Genomic DNA, 15,777 nt, shown 5'->3' with positions numbered 1-15,777 from the left:
CTCCACGGGGGCACGCGCGCCGCGCGCGTCACGGCAGCGATTTCTGGAAGTGGTACGAGCTGATGCGGTAACCCTCACTGAAGTAGAGGCGGTGCGCGGCCTGCCGCTCGGGCTGCACGCCCGAGTCGAGGTGCACCTCGACGATGCCCTCCGCCGCCGCGAGCGCGTCGATCCGCCGCAGCAGCGCCGTGGCCGCACCGCGACCGCGCCCCTCGGGCAGCGTCGACAGGTCGTCGATGTAGACGTGCCGCCCCCACGCGAGCTTCTCGTCGATGCGGAACCCCGCGACCGACACGGCGTGCTCGTGCTCGCCGTCGAACGCGCCGATCAGCCGGTAGCCCTGCGCGAACTGGCTCCGCACGCGCTCGACGAACGAGGCCTCGTCGCCGACCTGCGGCCGCAGCTCGCGCATCGCCGCATGAGCGAGGCGGCAGTCGTCATCGGACAGTTCGCGGACATCCATGCGACCACTGAACCAGAAACCGCGTCAGGCGAGCGGATGCTCGTGGATCACCGTGCTGAACGTCGACCCGTTCAGATCGAGGTAGAGCTGCTGCTCGGTGACCGACACCGTGAGGGTGTTGCGGCGCTCGAGCGCGCCCGTCGCGTCGTCGATGAAACCGGGGTCGAAGCTGTAGAGGCTGATGCGCTCGGACTCGTGGATCTTCTTGCCCGCCCACAGCGCGAGCACCTTCGCGGGGTCGCGGTGCGTGTAGATCGCCGTGCGCTCGGCGAGCTTGCTCCCGCGGTGGAGCCGATCGGCGTCGGGTGCGCCGACCTCGATCCAGCCCGTCAGCCGTCCGGTGCGGTCGCGGATGACCACCGCGGGCTCGTCGACCGCCGAGACGCCCTCGCTGAACTGAGCGCCCTCATCCCATTCGAGGCAGAAGGCCAGCACGCGCACGAGCATGTAGGAGTCGGTCTCCGACGGGTGCCGCGCCACCCGCAGCGAGAGCTCCTCGTAGACGCCCCGGTCGACGTCGGCGAGCGACCCCGTGAACGTGTGCATCACTGCGCCGGTAGCCATGGTGCTCGAGCCTACGGGCGCTGCCCGGGGCTGTGTGACCGCGTTACGGGATCGGCCACTCCGATGCCGCGGTCGTGTCGCGCCGCGCCGGACTCGAGCCACACCGCCCAGAGTGTCGCGACCCCAAGTGCGAGCGCGACGAGCGCGGACGGGATCGAGCCAGCACTCACCGCGCCGAGCAGCGTGACGATGGCGAGCGCGGACGCTCCGGCGCGTCCGCCTCGGACGCCGTGGACGAGCGCGTAGATGACCGCGCCGTGCACGCACATGATGATCGTCACCATCATCAGGGCCACAGTGACGCCGCCTACCCATTGGCTTTGCGGTCTGTCCTCAGCGCTCGCCAGATCAACCGTCAGCGCAATCGCGCGGGCAGAGGCATGGACAGCCAGCACCAGGACAGAAGCGCGCAGCCATGGCGAGGACCCTTCTCGCGCGGTCGGTGAACAGTCGCGCGTCCGCCTCTTCAACGTGCTCTTCACCGACGACCCCTCCGCTGCGTTCATTGGTGACCACTATCTCGAGAGCTTCCCTCGGCGTCCACACCCGCCGGTGGACGACGGGCGACCGAGCCGCCAACGCAGGTAGAAACTGAGGCCAATTGCGACGCTCCTCAACATCTGCAGTGCCAGCAGCGCGCCCCAGCTCGGTGGGTCCGTTGGGCCCGGATCGGGTGCCCGACGCCGAACGCGGACCCCGGAAACGCGAAACGGCCCCGATCCGAAGACCGGGGCCGTTCATCCGCGCACCGAACCTCTCGAGGAGAGAGGGCCGCGTGGGGTGTTCAAGAAACCCCATGAACCGCGTGACACGTGACCTCTAGCGGTACGCCCGATGTCCTATTCCCGCGTTATCGGGGAAGTCATCCCCCAAACAAGTATTCGTTGCCCAACTCGTTCAAAAGAAGACTTCACCCGAGTCATCAGCATCATCGACGCCCCTCGTCACCCAAACCAGACTCAAGGTCCTCGCCAGCGACAGCGGAGAAATGACGGGGTTCAGGGCATCGCGTCAGCCCAGGCCCGGCCCTGCGCCGCCGCTGTCTCCTGCAGTTCGTCCCAGGTCGGTGGGCCCGCCTCTACGGCGTCCAGAGACTGAGCAAGTGCCTCGAGCACCCCCTGGACGATCTCCGATGCCAGAATCTGCGACTCCGCTCCGGGTTCGTTCAGGTCAAGTTCCGAGCTGCCGTGTAACACGGCATAGTCAGCTAGCTCGTAGACCTGTCGCGCCGCCCACGCCGCCTCCTGCGCGTCGTCGGTCAGCCATGTCCTGATGGCGTATGCGGCAGCAGCGGCCGCGTTTTGTCCATAGCCCATCTCAAAGGTCCAGCCGTCGCGGTGTGAGGGCACCATCGCCTCCGCCTCGGCTTGGAGCGCACTTACGTCAGCACCCGAACCGGAGGCGACATCCCACGCCGCTGCCACGACGTTCCCCAGCCGCGCGCCCAGCCCCGGGTCGCCCGTTGACTGCGCGTAGCGCTCGAACAGCGGCAGCAAGCGCTGCGCACAAGATGCCGCAAATGCAGTCCTTGAACGACGCTCTAGCCGAGCGAGCCGATCAAGCACGGATTGCTCGTCATATGCGCGGTGACTCACCAGAACCACCACGCTCTCGTCGGACGCGTGATCGTTGCGCCCGCCTCTTCGAGAAAGGAGATACAAGCCGGGCAGATCGGCCGATTCGGCTCACGGACCCAGCAGATTCATCGCAACGGATCCTCCCATAACGCGAATTACACCAAAGTCACCCTCGATTTGGACAACCTCGTGGTCCGCCTGGAGTAAATCAATCGATCCGTAGTCAACCTCACCCTTCGCGTCCGTTGCAGGCCGGAAGCCCGCAGGTTTCCACTCAAAAGTCGCGAAGTGTTCGAACGAAAGATCGCCTCGGCGGTAGGAGTACATCTCCCCATGTTGCGGTTTTCGATATGCCGGGTGTGTTGGCAGGAGAACGAACTCCACGCGCATGGTGAAGGAATCTGGCCGGATCGTGAATCCCAAGACCCAACTGCCTTCGAGATACACGTCGCGGAGCGCCGGAATGCCATAGCCCTTGTCGGTCACGGCAGGTCCCAACTAATCGGCGTGTGGTTCCCTAGCGATGTGCGAGTTACGCGAATTGCGTCAAACCTCAGCTCCTGCTTCATCAACAACCAGGGGTGCACGACAATTCGCGGATTTTTGATCACACTCAAGGCCCTGACGATGTCCATCTGTTCGAGACACCCTCGATTTTGTCCGCACTCTCGATTAGCACGAGCGACAATGGGACAAAGTGCGCAAAGTTTTGGCCAAGCCATTCAGACTCTGCTGCATCGAAACGAACGACTCGCCGCATGATGCGGGTGAAAACATGAAACTCGCTTTCGCTCTCCTCATCAGTAAGCAACATCGACGACTCTGAAATGACTACAGTGAGCGACTTTGCCTCGATCATCCATTCACCTACGTCGTGCAGGCATTCATCGAACGCGTCCCAGTTGTGGCCGAAGTACCATGGGAACTGCAATGCGGCGGAGAACTCGTTGAAGAGACCTGCCCTGGTTTTGCATTGTGCACCTCTCACTAGTCGAACCTCATCGGGTGGCAGCAGGTGCATCAAAGGCTGAGTATGCAGAATCGAATTGTCTAGGAACGCGATGTCTCTTGGAGTGAATTCGTGAGCCCCACTTGCAGTCTTCATTATTTCGCCGACCCACGGATCATGAAGAAGGAACCATAGTGATCATTCGTGTAATAGGCCGACCCGTTTGATCCGGTGACTAGTCTGTCAGCGTTACGCGAGAAGCCAGGGATTCGCGGGTCTACGTCCCATTCACGATATGTCACGGCATTCCCATCTGATGTCCTATTTGGAAGTTGCGAGCGATCATTTCGCCAGATCCTTCCCCCACTGGTGTTAGGAAACGGGGCCCCAACGGAGTCGACGCGATCAAGGGTTTTCGCCACCTTTTCTGGTGCCGGGCCAAAGGGAATTTCGCTACCGCCGCAATTGTGCACCAGCGTAGGCGCATCCCCCACCACCACGAAGTACGTGTGGAGATCCGCCACCGTCAGGTTCCGCACCGTCGCCGGCTGCACCACCTCGGCCAGAGCAGTCACCACACTCGTGCCACCGTCAGCCTCGAGCACAGCATCCCCGACCTCAAGGTCTCCCGCGTCCACCCACGCCGCATCCGACTCGCTCCAGAACGGATGCCCCGCCGTGGCGACCACCGACCCATGCTCGGTCGTGACGGTCACGAGCTCCTTCACACCCGTACCCTCGATCAGCGCCGTCACCGGCCGCGACCCGAACTCACCCGTCTCAGGATCCGCAGCCAGCACCGTGTCGCCGAGCCGGACATCCTCAATCGGCTTGGCCTGACCGTCACCCATCAGCACCAACGTGCCCGGAACGAAGCTGTTGGTCCGGCAGGAGGCACCTGCCGACGACATGCCCGACGGCTTCGACCCACCACCAGCCATGGCAGTCGGCCGCACGGGCGCCGCCGACGGACGGAACGACGGAGCGCGGCTGAGAGCGTTCTGCACCGAGCTGCGCGTTGCCGCGATCGCCGCAGCACCTGCACCGGTGCTCGTCACACCGCGCACCGCAGCGCCCAGAACCGGCCCGGCCGCACCGCCAAGGAACCCGGCCGCGCCCCCGATGAGAGTGTCGCGGGCGAAGGAGCCCGCATCGAACGGCCTGCCGCTCTCGGTCTGCTTCATCACGTTCGTCACGGCACCCGCTGCGGGACCACCGGGCGGACTTCGCGAAGGCGACCGGAAAGTGAAGCGTGTTACGACACTCCTCTACATCGGTAGTGCCCGCGAGGCGAAGCCGTCCACGCTCAGCCGGCTGCGGCCGCCCCGTCGGCCCCGCCCCACTGACCCCGGAAACGCGAAACGGCCCCGATCCGAAGACCGAGGCCGTTCATCCGCGCACCGAACCTCTCGAGAAGAGAGGGCCGCGTGCGCGAGGGGGGACTTGAACCCCCACGCCCGTAAGGGCACTGGCACCTGAAGCCAGCGCGTCTGCCAATTCCGCCACTCGCGCGAGTCGGGGTCGGAACCCCGCCAGCCCAGCGAGATTATCACAGCGCGTGCCGGCGAAAAGGCGCGGTGGGGGCGCCGTTCAGAGCACCCCACTATCCTCAGAGGGTCAACTGCCAGGGAAGGACGCTTGCCGTGGGGCTTCTCGACAGCTTCGAGCGCGGTCTCGAGCGCGCCGTCGGCGGTGCGTTCGCCAAGACCTTCAAGAGCGGCGTGCAGCCGCTCGAGATCTCCGCCGCGCTCCGACGCGAGCTCGACACGAAGGCCGCCGTCGTCTCCCGCGACCGCATCCTCGCCCCCAACGACCTCACCGTCCGGCTCTCCCCCGCCGACAAGCAGCGCATGGATTCGCTCGGCGAATCGCTCACCGACGAGCTCACCCAGCTCGTGCAGAAGCACGCGACCGCGCAGCGCTACACCTTCCCCGGCGGCATCCGGATCACCCTGCAGGCCGACGACAGCCTCTCCGAGGGCGTCATCCAGGTCGACTCGCACACCATCAAGGGCGCGGTGGTCTGGAACCCCGTCCTCGACATCGACGGCAAGCGATACCCGCTCATGACCTCGCGCACGATCGTCGGCCGCGGCTCCGAGGCCGACATCACGCTCGACGACTCCGGCACGAGCCGCAAGCACATCGAGATCCTCTGGGACGGCACGCGCGGCCAGGTCAACGACCTCGGCTCCACCAACGGGTCGCTCCTCAATGGGGAGCCGTTCACCCAGGCGGCCCTGCCTCCCGATAGCGTGATCCAGATCGGGCGCACCCGCATCCTCTTCCGGGTGCTCGCCCAGTCCGAGCCGCCGAGAGGCGGAAGCACCCGAGGAGGACCACGTTGAGCGAACTCACCCTCCTCATCCTCCGCATCGGTTTCCTCATCCTGCTGTGGGCGTTCGTCTTCGCCATCGTCTACGCCCTGCGCAGCGACCTCTTCGGGCAGAAGGTGCGCCGACTGCCCGCGCAGAACGGCGCGAGCGCAGCATCCGCCCCGCCCGCCCCCGCACCGGCCCCCGCTGCCGCCGGAAGCGCGACCGCCCGCACCGAGGCGATCGCGCCCCCCGCCGCCGCGGCCCCGGCGCCCACCGCGCAGCAGGTCGCCGACGAGCCCGTCGCCCGCCGCCTCGTCATCACCTCCGGCGCGAAGGAGGGCATGGAGCTCGAGCTCGGCGAGGACCAGCTCACGATCGGACGCTCCGCCGACTCCGGCCTCGTCATCCGCGACGACTACACCTCCACCCACCACGCGCGCCTCATGCTCTGGAGCGACCAGTGGATGATCCAGGACCTCGACTCCACCAACGGCACCTTCCTGAACGGCAAGCGCGTCAGCATTCCGACCCCCGTGCCCCTGAACACCCCGGTCAGCATCGGGACGACGACGTTCGAGCTGCGACGGTAGGTCGATGACGAGCCGCACAGTCGCCCTCTCGCACGTCGGAAAGATCCGAGCCAACAACCAGGACTCGGGCTACGCCGGCGAGCACCTCTTCGTCGTCGCCGACGGGATGGGCGGCCACGCGGGCGGTGACGTCGCCTCGGCGCTCGCCATCCAGGCGATCGCGCACACCGATCGGGCGTACGACTCGGTCGAGGAGGCCGAGCAGGTGCTCAGCCAGGCGCTGCTGGAGGCCAACCAGGAGCTCGCCGAGACCGTCTTCGAGCACCCCGAGCTCACTGGCATGGGCACGACCGTCAGCGGGCTCATCCGCGTCGGCGACAAGGTCGTCATCGCTCACATCGGCGACTCGCGCATCTACCGCTTCCGCGAGGACTCGCTCGAGCAGATCACCAAGGACCACACCTTCGTGCAGCGCCTCGTCGACAGCGGCCGCATCACGCCCGAGGAGGCCGCCGTGCACCCCCGGCGCTCGGTGCTCATGCGCGTGCTCGGCGACGTCGACCTCAACCCCGAGATCGACACGATGGTGCTCGACACCCTCCCCGGCGACCGCTGGCTCCTCTGCTCCGACGGACTCAGCGGGTACGTCACCGAGGAGAAGGTCGCCGAGATCCTCGCCGAGCAGCCCGACGCCGCCCTCGCCGGCCAGGCGCTCATCGACGAGAGCCTCGATCACGGCGCCCCCGATAACGTCACCGTCGTCCTCGTCGGCGTCGACGACGGCCCCTCGAGCGCGACGAGCCAGCCCGTCATGGTCGGCTCGGCCGGCGCGCCCCTGACCTTCGAGGTCGACACCTCGCGCCGCGGCGTGCGCCTGCCGGCCCTGCTGCTGCACCCGCTCATGACGAGCGTCGCCGAGGACGAGCACTTCGAGCCGGAGAGCGAGGAGTTCCTGCGCGAGCTCATCGCGGAGGACCGTCGCCGTCGCATCCGCCGCCGCATCACCTGGTCGGTCGGCATCCTCCTCATCGTCGCGCTCATCGTCACCGCTGCGGTCGCGGGCTACCGCTACACGCAGTCGCGCTACTTCGTCGGCGTCGTCGACGGCAACGTCGCGATCTTCCAGGGCGTCCAGCAGGGCATCGGGCCCATCCCGCTGTCGAGCGTCTACCGCGAGACCGACATCGCGCTCGACGACCTCCCGCCGTTCAGCCGGCAGACCGTCGAGGCGACCATCAACGCCGACGACCTCCAGGACGCGCTGTCGATCATCGAGAGGCTCGAGCGTGCCGCCGACTGACAGCCTCCCCACCTTCACGAAGTCGATCGCGATCACCGTTCGGCAGCCGTCGAAGCTGCGCAACCTCGAGCTGTTCCTGCTGCTCGTCGCGATCGGCATCAGCGGCACCGCCTTCGTGCTCGTGCAGCTCGGCGTGAACGGCGAGATCGACCCCGGCTTCCTCCTCCAGGCGGCTGCGCTCGGGATGCTCGCTCTCGGCATGCACGTGGCCATGCGCGTCGTGGCGCGCGACGCCGACCCGTTCATCCTCCCCATCGCCACGACGCTCAACGGCATCGGCATCGCCATGATCTACCGCATCGACCTCGCCCGCGGCCTCAGCGGGTGGGAGGGTCAGGGCGTCCGGCAGATGGTGTGGACGGGCCTCGCGATGGTCATCGCCCTCGGCGTCATCATCGCCATCCGCAACCACCGCGTCCTCGCCCGCTACCGCTACGTGGCGATGTTCGTCGGCATCGTCCTGCTCCTGCTGCCGATGCTCCCCGGCATCGGTCTCACGCTCAACGGCGCGCGCCTCTGGATCCAGATCGCGGGCTTCACGTTCCAGCCCGGCGAGATCGCGAAGATCGCGCTCGCGGTGTTCTTCGCCGGGTACCTCGTCACCGCGCGCGACTCGCTCTCGCTGGTCGGGCGGCGCATTCTCGGCCTGCAGCTGCCGCGCGCGCGCGACCTCGGGCCCATCCTCATCATCTGGGTGGCCGCGATGGGCGTGCTGATCTTCCAGCGCGACCTCGGCACCTCGCTGCTCTACTTCGGCCTCTTCGTCGTCATGATCTACGTCTCGACCGGCCGGCTCAGCTGGGTGCTCATCGGTCTCGGCCTGTTCCTCGGCGGCGCCGCCATCGCGAGCCGCACCCTCACCTACGTCGAGGGCCGCTTCGCCGCGTGGCTCGACTCGTTCAACCCCGCGGTGTACGACGCGCAGGGCGGCAGCTACCAGCTCGTGCAGGGTCTGTTCGGCATGGCGCACGGCGGGCTCGTCGGCCGCGGCCTCGGCCAGGGAGACCCCACGATCACCCCGCTCGCCGAGAGCGACTACATCATCGCGAGCCTCGGCGAGGAGCTGGGCCTCGTCGGTCTCTTCGCCATCCTCGGCCTGTACCTGCTGTTCGTCGCCCGGGGCTTCCGCATCGGCTTCAACGGCACCGACGACTTCGGTCGCCTCCTCGCCGTCGGCCTCTCGTTCGTCATCGTGCTGCAGGTCTTCGTCGTCGTCGGCGGCGTCACCCGGGTGATCCCGCTCACGGGCCTCACGACGCCGTTCCTCGCCGCGGGCGGCTCCTCGCTCGTCGCCAACTGGATCATCGCCGCCCTCCTGCTGCGCCTCTCCGACGAGGTGCGGCACCAGCCACGACTGGTGGTGGACGAATGAACAAGGAGCTCCGCCGCGTCAGCATCGTCGCACTGACGATGTTCCTGGCCCTGTTCGTCTCGACGAGCGTCATCCAGGTCTTCGCCGTCGACGAGCTGCGCGCCGACGGCCGCAACTCCCGCACCCTGTACGAGAGCTACTCGGCCGAGCGCGGCCCCATCCTCGTCGACGGCACCCCCATCGCCGAGTCGGTGCCGGTCGACACCCAGTACGAGTTCCTGCGCACCTACACGCAGCCCGAGCTGTACGCCGCGATCACCGGATACTTCACGCTCAATCAGGGCACGACGGGCATCGAGGGCGAGCTCAACGACTTCCTCTCCGGAACCGCGAACGAGCAGTTCCTCGACCAGCTCGGTGCGCTCGTCACGGGTCAGAGCCCGCGCGGCGCGGCGGTCGAGCTCACCGTCGACCCCGTCGTGCAGCAGGCGGCGTGGGATGCCCTGGGCGACCAGCAGGGGTCGGTGGTCGCCATCGAGCCGTCGACCGGGCGCATCCTCGCCATGGTCTCCAAGCCCTCCTACGACCCCAACCGCCTGGCGGCGCACGACACGCAGGCCGTGCTCGCGGCGTACGAGGAACTCATCAACAACCCCGACGACCCGCTCGTCAACCGCGCCATCGCCGGAGACCTCTACTTCCCGGGCTCCGTCTTCAAGGTGCTCATGGCGTCCGCGGCGATCGACAGCGGCGAGTTCGAGCCGGAGTCGGAGTTCCCGAACCCGCCGACCCTCGAGCTGCCGAACTCGTCGAGCGTCATCTCCAACTCCGAGGGCGGCGCATGCGGCGGCGGCGACACCGTGACGATCGCCACGGCGCTGCGCCTGAGCTGCAACATCCCCTTCGCGCAGCTCGGTCTCGCTCTCGGCGAGGACACGATCTCGGAGTACGCGCAGGCCTTCGGCTTCGGCACGCGCGTCGAGATCCCGATGCGGGCGACGGCGAGCACGTTCCCGAGCGGCCTCGACGACGCGCAGCTCATGCTCTCGAGCTTCGGCCAGTACGACGTGCGCGTGACGCCGCTGCAGATCGCGATGATCAGCGCCGCGATCGCCAACGGCGGCAACCTCATGCAGCCCACGCTCGTCGAGCGTGTGATCGCGCCCGACCTCTCGATCGTCCAGGAGGACGAGCCCGTGCTGCTCAGCCAGCCCATCAGCCGCGAGACGGCCTCGATCATGACGCAGCTCATGGTCGACGGCGTCGCGAACGGCGCCGCGAGCAATGCGACAATTGAAGGAGTCGCGGTCGCGGGCAAGACGGGCACCGCCGAGAACGGCGGCGAGGCTCCCTACACCCTGTGGTTCACCGGGTTCGCCCCGGCGGACGACCCGCAGGTGGCCATCGCGGTCGTGGTCGAGGATGGCGGCGGCTTCGGCCAGACCGCCTTCGGAAACCGCGTCGCGGCTCCGATCGCGAAACAGGTACTTGAGGCGGTGCTGAACAGATGAGACCCACGAGCGGGCTCACCTTCGGTGGGCGGTATCAGCTGCTCTCCCGGATCGCGATCGGCGGCATGGGCGAGGTGTGGCAGGCGACCGATCTCGTCATCGGGCGCACCGTCGCGATCAAGATCCTCAAGGACGAGTACCTCGGCGACCCGGGCTTCCTCGAGCGCTTCCGCGCCGAGGCCCGCCACGCAGCGCTCGTCAACCACGAGGGCATCGCCAACGTCTACGACTACGGCGAGGAGGAGGGCAGCGCCTTCCTCGTCATGGAGCTCGTCCCCGGCGAGGCCCTGTCGACCGTGCTCGAGCGCGAGCGCGTGCTCTCCACCGACCAGGTGCTCGACATCGTCGCGCAGACCGCATCCGCCCTGCACGCCGCCCACCAGGCCGGCCTCGTGCACCGCGACATCAAGCCCGGCAACCTGCTCATCACGCCCGACGGCCGCGTCAAGATCACCGACTTCGGCATCGCGCGCATCGCCGACCAGGTGCCGCTCACCGCGACCGGCCAGGTCATGGGCACGGTGCAGTACCTGTCGCCCGAGCAGGCGAGCGGGCATCCCGCATCGCCGTCGACCGACGTCTACTCGCTCGGCATCGTCGCCTACGAGGCCCTCGCCGGCCGCCGCCCCTTCACGGGCGAGTCGCAGGTGGCGATCGCGATGTCGCACATCAACGACCAGCCGCCCGAGCTTCCCGTCACGGTGCCGGAGCCCGTGCGCAACCTCGTGTTCTCCGCGATCGCGAAGAAGCCCGATCAGCGCCCCGCCTCCGCCCAGCACTTCGCCCGCGCCGCCCAGGCGCTGCGCCGCGGCGACGTCGCGGGCGCCACGGCGATCGTCGCCGGCATCGGCGGAGTGGCCGCGGCCGCCGCCGCGACCGCCGCGACGCGGGTCATGCCGTCGGCGGCGGACGGCGCCACGCGCGTGATGCCCTCGACCGCGGGAGCCGCGGGCGCATCCGCCACCACCGAGACGACGACGACCGAGACCCGGCGCTCCCCCTGGACGTGGCCGCTCATCGCCCTCATCGGCCTGCTGCTCGTGCTCATCGTCGGCGCGCTCATCGCGATCTTCGTCGCGCCTAACGACGAGGACCCGGCAGGGACCCCCTCGCCGACGCCGACCGTCACGACGCCGAGCACATCGCCCTCCGCGACGCCAACCCCGCAAGCGGTCATCATCACCGAGGAGGAGTGGGTCGGCCTCACCCGCGCCGCCGTCGAGGACAAGATCGCCCAGCTCGGCCTGCGCCTCGATGCGGTCGACGGCAACATCGCCCCGAGCGGCGACCAGGTCGGGCTGTCGTACCGCGTGAACCCGCGCGGCGAGGTGCAGCCCGGCACGCTCATCACCGTGTACTTCTACACCGACATCCCGACGCCGCCGGCCCCGTCGAGCCTCGCGATCGACCCGGGCTCGGGGCCGTACCCCGGCGGAGAGGACGTCACGCTGAGCTGGCCGAGCTACACCGGCTGCCCCGCCGGCTACTCGCTCACCGGGTACAACTTCACGATCGTCGGCGGCTCGCCCGCGCAGGCGAACCCGCTCCCCGCGGAGGCGACGTCGCTCGTCGTGACGCTCGCCGACAGCGGGCAGCTGCGCGTGACCTACACGGCCCTGTGCGGCGATCTGCAGTCGGAGCGCTCCGCCGAGCTCGCCGTGCCGATCGAGCCGGCGGCGGCGCCGCCGGTCGAGCCGCCGCCCGCCGAGGGCTGACCCTCCGCCTTCGCGGCGCTCGCGGGTACGCCCCGTACACTGGGGCCCGACCGCACCAGGTGACAGCAAGGACTCCCACAGCATGATCGACGGAACGGCTCAGAGCGCGCGCCTGCTCGCGGGCCGCTACCAGCTGGGCTCCCTCATCGGTCGCGGCGGCATGTCCGACGTCCACATCGCGACGGATGCCCGGCTCGGCCGTCGCGTCGCCGTCAAGCTCCTGAAGTCCTCCCTCGCGAGCGACCCCGTCTTCCGCACCCGCTTCCGCCAGGAGGCCCAGGCCGCCGCGCGCATGGCGCATCCCACGATCGTCCGCGTCTTCGACGCCGGCGAGGAGTCGGTGACCGAGCCGGGCGGCGGCGAGACGATCTCGCCCTTCATCGTCATGGAGCACGTCGAGGGCCGGCTGCTGAAGGACGTCATCGCCGACGGTCCCGTCGACCCCGCCGAGGCGACGCGCATCATCGAGGGCGTGCTCACCGCGCTCGAGTACTCGCACCGCGCCGGCGTCGTGCATCGCGACATCAAGCCGGGCAACATAATGATCACGAACTCCGGCCAGGTGAAGGTCATGGACTTCGGCATCGCGCGCGCGGTGTCCGACTCCGCGGCGACGGTCGCCCAGACGAGCACCATCCTCGGCACCGCGCAGTACTTCTCGCCCGAGCAGGCGCGCGGCGAGACGGTCGACGCCCGCAGCGACCTGTACTCCACGGGCGTCGTGCTCTTCGAGATGCTGACCGGGCGCGCGCCGTTCCGCGGCGACTCCCCCGTGGCCGTCGCCTACCAGCACGTGAGCGAGGCGCCCGTCGCGCCGAGCACGATCGTGCCCTCGATCTCGCCCGCGCTCGACGCCGTCGTGCTGCACGCCCTCGCGAAGGACCGCTTCGAGCGCTTCCAGACCGCCGCCGACTTCCGGTCGGATGTCGCGGCGGCCGCCGCGGGCCAGGTCCCGCCGAAGCGCGTCGACGCCCCCACCGATTTCAGCGCCACGCTCTTCGGGGTCAACCCGCAGGCGACCGCCGACACCGAGGCGGCCATGCGGCAGCTGAGCGTCGATGACGAGGAGCGCCGCACCCGCACGCAGAGCCGCCCGCCGGTCGCCTGGATCTGGGCCGGGATCGCGGTCCTCGCCGTCGTCGTCGCCTCGGTGCTGTTCTGGGCCTTCAACCTCGAGCGCACGCAGCTCGCGCCCTCGATCTCGGTGACGGTGGCGGATGTCACCGGCCAGGCCTACGAGGACGGCGCGCAGCGGCTCGTCGACGACGGCCTCACCCCCAACCCGTTCCGCGAGGCGAGCGCCGACGTCCCCGAAGGCGACATCCTGCGCACCGTGCCGGCGGCGGGCGTCACCGTGTCGCCCGGGCAGGAGGTGCGCGTCTACGTCTCCACCGGGCCGCCCACCGTCCAGGTGCCCAACATCGACCGCCTGTCGCTCGCCGACGCGCAGGTCGCGATCGAAGCGGTGGGCCTGCGCGTCGGAACGATCACGGCCGAGAACTCGCCGAACATCCGCAAGGACATCGTGATCCGCACCGACCCGGCGGTCGGGGCGGAGGTCCGCGAGGGCGACACCATCGCGATCGTCATCTCGTCGGGGCTCATCACCGTGCCCGACGTGCGCAACCTGCCGATCGGCGACGCGACGGCGCAGCTGAGCCCGCTGCAGCTGCAGATCCGGGTGCAGGGGAACAACGGCTGCTCCGGCGGGCTCGTCACGAACCAGTCGCTCGCGCCGGGCGATCAGCCGCAGAACTCCGAGATCACCCTCACCTGGTGCTCGGGCGTCGCCGGTGGCTCGACGGGCGACACCACGGGCACGGACGGCACCGGCGGGCCGGGCAACGGTCGCGGGAACGACGGCTGAGCGGCGACGCCGGCAGCGGCGACCGCGAGGCCGCGGTCGCGGCGGGCTCTAGCTCGTGCGGACGCTCGGCGAGACGAGCGGGCTGAGCGTCGAGGCCGCTTCGCGCGCGCCGGGGAGCCCGGCGTCGGCGAGCCAGTTGCCGAGCATCCGGTAGCCGCCCTCGGTGAGGACGGACTCGGGGTGGAACTGCACGCCGACGACCGGGGCGTCGCGGTGCCGCAGCGCCATGATGACCCCGCCGGGCGTGCGCGCGGTGACCTCGAGCTCGGCGGGCACGGTGCCGTCGACGACGGCGAGCGAGTGGTACCGGGTCGCGCGGAACGGCTGGGGCACGTCGGCGAAGAGCGAGCTGTCGTCGTGCTCGATCATCGACGTCTTGCCGTGCATGAGCTCCTCGGCGTGCGTGACCGTCGCACCGAGCGCCTCGGCGATCGCCTGGTGCCCGAGGCAGACGCCGAGAAGCGGCGTCGAGGTCGCGATCGCCGCGCGCACGACCGCGACCGAGATGCCCGCGTCGGCGGGCGTGCCGGGGCCGGGCGAGACGAGCACGGCGTCGTAGCCGGCGATGAGCTCGGCCGCCCGCTCGGGAGCCACGACGTCGTTGCGGACCACCTCCGTCTCGGCCCCGAGCTCCTGCAGGTAGCCGTCGAGGGTGTAGACGAAGCTGTCGTAGTTGTCGATGACGAGAACGCGCACGGCCCTACTCTTCCACGGTCACGTCTTGAGGAAGCAGGACGTCCGCCGCCCACGGGAACACGACGTACGCGAGGGCCCACAGGATGCCCGCGAGAAGCACGAGAACGATCAGCACTCGCAGCCACACCGGCCCGGGCAGGGCGCGCCACAGCGCCGCGTACATCAGGCCTCCCCCTGGCCGAGCTCGCTGAGCTCGGCGGGCATGCCGCCCTCGCGCGGGTACCACGCGGTCATGACGGAGTACGCGACCGCGCGCTCGGCGGTCGAGAACAGGGGGTTGCACGTCGTCATCGTCAGGATGCGCTCGGCCGGGTCGGCGCCGGCATCGCGCGGGACGGGCGCGATGACGTCGACCTGGGTCGGCGCCACGTACTCGAGGCCGCGGAAGGTGTACTCGTACCAGCCGTCGGCGGTCTCGACGTAGACGTGATCGCCGACGCGGAGATCGACGAGGCGGCCGAAGGGTGCGCCGTTCGCGTTGCGATGAGCGGCGATGGCGAAGTTGCCGAGCTCGCCGGGCATCTGAGTGCCCGGGTAGTGGCCCACTCCGGTGCGCCGGCTGTTGAGCACGTCGCGGACGTCGATGCCCTGCCCGATCGTGCGGGCGTAGTCGGCACCGAATCGCGGGACGATGAGCGTGGCGAGGGCGTCGTTCACGCCACCGGGCTCGGCGCGCACCGGGGCGGCGTCAGGACTCTGGCCCTCGTACACCGGCGGAGGCGGCGGGGCGTCCTCCCCGCGCTCGCCGCGCGACTGCTCGGCCCACTGCTGCTGCAGCTCCACCGCGGCCTGCGTCTGCTCGCCGCCGACGATGATGTCGTTGAGCCAGACGTACCAGCCGATGAAGAGCAGCACGAGCACGCCGACGGTGATGAGCAGCTCGCCGAGAACCCCGACGACGCTGAGGCGTCGGGGCGCACGCGGGCGCGGCGGAGGCTGCTCGGGCATGCGGTCATTGTAGGCCGCACCGTTAGA

General features: G+C 69.0%; 17 protein-coding genes and 1 tRNA gene. 7 read left to right on the top strand and 11 right to left on the bottom strand.

Annotated elements, in window-relative coordinates; genetic code table 11:
- Window positions 1-28: 28 nt before the first annotated feature.
- The 8 genes from ASC54_RS02965 to ASC54_RS02940 form a co-directional block, all read right to left on the bottom strand.
- Window positions 29-463 (bottom strand): GNAT family N-acetyltransferase, encoded by a 435-nt coding sequence (locus tag ASC54_RS02965; RefSeq protein WP_055857645.1) that lies wholly within the window; start codon window positions 461-463, stop codon window positions 29-31.
- A 24-nt stretch (window positions 464-487) separates the two neighbouring features.
- Entirely contained in the window at window positions 488-1,027 is a 540-nt protein-coding gene (locus tag ASC54_RS02960) for a YaeQ family protein (RefSeq protein ID WP_055857647.1), read from the bottom strand.
- An 11-nt stretch (window positions 1,028-1,038) separates the two neighbouring features.
- Window positions 1,039-1,509 carry a hypothetical protein gene (locus ASC54_RS12735; protein WP_156376702.1) on the bottom strand — a complete coding sequence of 157 codons (471 nt, stop codon included), beginning with the start codon at window positions 1,507-1,509 and terminating at the stop codon, window positions 1,039-1,041.
- 516 nt (window positions 1,510-2,025) lie between these two features.
- The gene (locus ASC54_RS02950) at window positions 2,026-2,592 is read right to left on the bottom strand and encodes a DUF416 family protein (protein ID WP_235451418.1); all 567 of its coding nucleotides are present in this window, start codon (window positions 2,590-2,592) and stop codon (window positions 2,026-2,028) included.
- Window positions 2,593-2,712: 120 nt separating this feature from the next.
- The gene (locus ASC54_RS12730) at window positions 2,713-3,090 is read right to left on the bottom strand and encodes a hypothetical protein (protein ID WP_156376701.1); all 378 of its coding nucleotides are present in this window, start codon (window positions 3,088-3,090) and stop codon (window positions 2,713-2,715) included.
- A gap of 127 nt (window positions 3,091-3,217) precedes the next feature.
- Complete coding sequence (locus ASC54_RS12550; RefSeq protein ID WP_235451417.1) at window positions 3,218-3,625, bottom strand: barstar family protein; 408 nt, start codon at window positions 3,623-3,625, stop codon at window positions 3,218-3,220.
- A gap of 83 nt (window positions 3,626-3,708) precedes the next feature.
- On the bottom strand, window positions 3,709-4,737 hold the full coding sequence (locus ASC54_RS02945) for a polymorphic toxin-type HINT domain-containing protein (protein WP_055896547.1): 1,029 nt from the start codon (window positions 4,735-4,737) through the stop codon (window positions 3,709-3,711).
- Between the two features lie 244 nt (window positions 4,738-4,981).
- Window positions 4,982-5,065, bottom strand: a tRNA-Leu gene (locus ASC54_RS02940).
- A 131-nt stretch (window positions 5,066-5,196) separates the two neighbouring features.
- On the opposite strand from ASC54_RS02940, the gene ASC54_RS02935 reads away from it, so the two are divergent.
- The 7 genes from ASC54_RS02935 to pknB all read left to right on the top strand — a co-directional run bounded on the left by ASC54_RS02935 (window position 5,197) and on the right by pknB (window position 14,106).
- Complete coding sequence (locus ASC54_RS02935) at window positions 5,197-5,901, top strand: DUF3662 and FHA domain-containing protein (protein WP_055857652.1); 705 nt, start codon at window positions 5,197-5,199, stop codon at window positions 5,899-5,901.
- The gene (locus tag ASC54_RS02930) at window positions 5,898-6,461 is read left to right on the top strand and encodes an FHA domain-containing protein (protein ID WP_055857654.1); all 564 of its coding nucleotides are present in this window, start codon (window positions 5,898-5,900) and stop codon (window positions 6,459-6,461) included. Before ASC54_RS02935 ends, ASC54_RS02930 begins: the two co-directional genes overlap by 4 nt.
- A 4-nt stretch (window positions 6,462-6,465) precedes the next feature.
- Window positions 6,466-7,701, top strand: a complete 1,236-nt coding sequence (locus tag ASC54_RS02925) for a Stp1/IreP family PP2C-type Ser/Thr phosphatase (protein WP_055857656.1) — start codon at window positions 6,466-6,468, stop codon at window positions 7,699-7,701.
- The gene (locus ASC54_RS02920) at window positions 7,688-9,073 is read left to right on the top strand and encodes an FtsW/RodA/SpoVE family cell cycle protein (protein ID WP_055857658.1); all 1,386 of its coding nucleotides are present in this window, start codon (window positions 7,688-7,690) and stop codon (window positions 9,071-9,073) included. Before ASC54_RS02925 ends, ASC54_RS02920 begins: the two co-directional genes overlap by 14 nt.
- On the top strand, window positions 9,070-10,524 hold the full coding sequence (locus ASC54_RS02915; RefSeq protein ID WP_055896543.1) for a penicillin-binding protein 2: 1,455 nt from the start codon (window positions 9,070-9,072) through the stop codon (window positions 10,522-10,524). Before ASC54_RS02920 ends, ASC54_RS02915 begins: the two co-directional genes overlap by 4 nt.
- A complete protein-coding gene (locus ASC54_RS02910) occupies window positions 10,521-12,239 on the top strand; it encodes a serine/threonine-protein kinase (RefSeq protein WP_055896540.1) in 1,719 nt (572 codons plus the stop codon). Before ASC54_RS02915 ends, ASC54_RS02910 begins: the two co-directional genes overlap by 4 nt.
- A gap of 82 nt (window positions 12,240-12,321) precedes the next feature.
- The gene (gene pknB, locus ASC54_RS02905) at window positions 12,322-14,106 is read left to right on the top strand and encodes a Stk1 family PASTA domain-containing Ser/Thr kinase (RefSeq protein ID WP_055896538.1); all 1,785 of its coding nucleotides are present in this window, start codon (window positions 12,322-12,324) and stop codon (window positions 14,104-14,106) included.
- A 48-nt stretch (window positions 14,107-14,154) separates the two neighbouring features.
- On the opposite strand, the gene ASC54_RS02900 is transcribed toward pknB, so the two are convergent.
- From ASC54_RS02900 to ASC54_RS02895, 3 genes are read right to left on the bottom strand one after another with little or no spacing between them, the layout of a single operon-like run.
- On the bottom strand, window positions 14,155-14,802 hold the full coding sequence (locus ASC54_RS02900) for an aminodeoxychorismate/anthranilate synthase component II (RefSeq protein ID WP_055896535.1): 648 nt from the start codon (window positions 14,800-14,802) through the stop codon (window positions 14,155-14,157).
- Window positions 14,803-14,806: 4 nt separating this feature from the next.
- Window positions 14,807-14,965: a hypothetical protein gene (locus ASC54_RS13025; RefSeq protein WP_200932259.1), complete on the bottom strand. Its 159-nt coding sequence runs from the start codon at window positions 14,963-14,965 to the stop codon at window positions 14,807-14,809.
- Window positions 14,965-15,750, bottom strand: a complete 786-nt coding sequence (locus ASC54_RS02895) for a class E sortase (RefSeq protein WP_055896532.1) — start codon at window positions 15,748-15,750, stop codon at window positions 14,965-14,967. Before ASC54_RS02895 ends, ASC54_RS13025 begins: the two co-directional genes overlap by 1 nt.
- Window positions 15,751-15,777 lie beyond the last annotated feature (27 nt).

It is taken from the genome of Yonghaparkia sp. Root332, assembly GCF_001425665.1.
In the GTDB taxonomy this organism is placed as follows: domain Bacteria; phylum Actinomycetota; class Actinomycetes; order Actinomycetales; family Microbacteriaceae; genus Microcella.
Note: the sequence above shows the minus strand (reverse complement) of the source record. Positions and strands in the feature narration are given on the sequence as shown.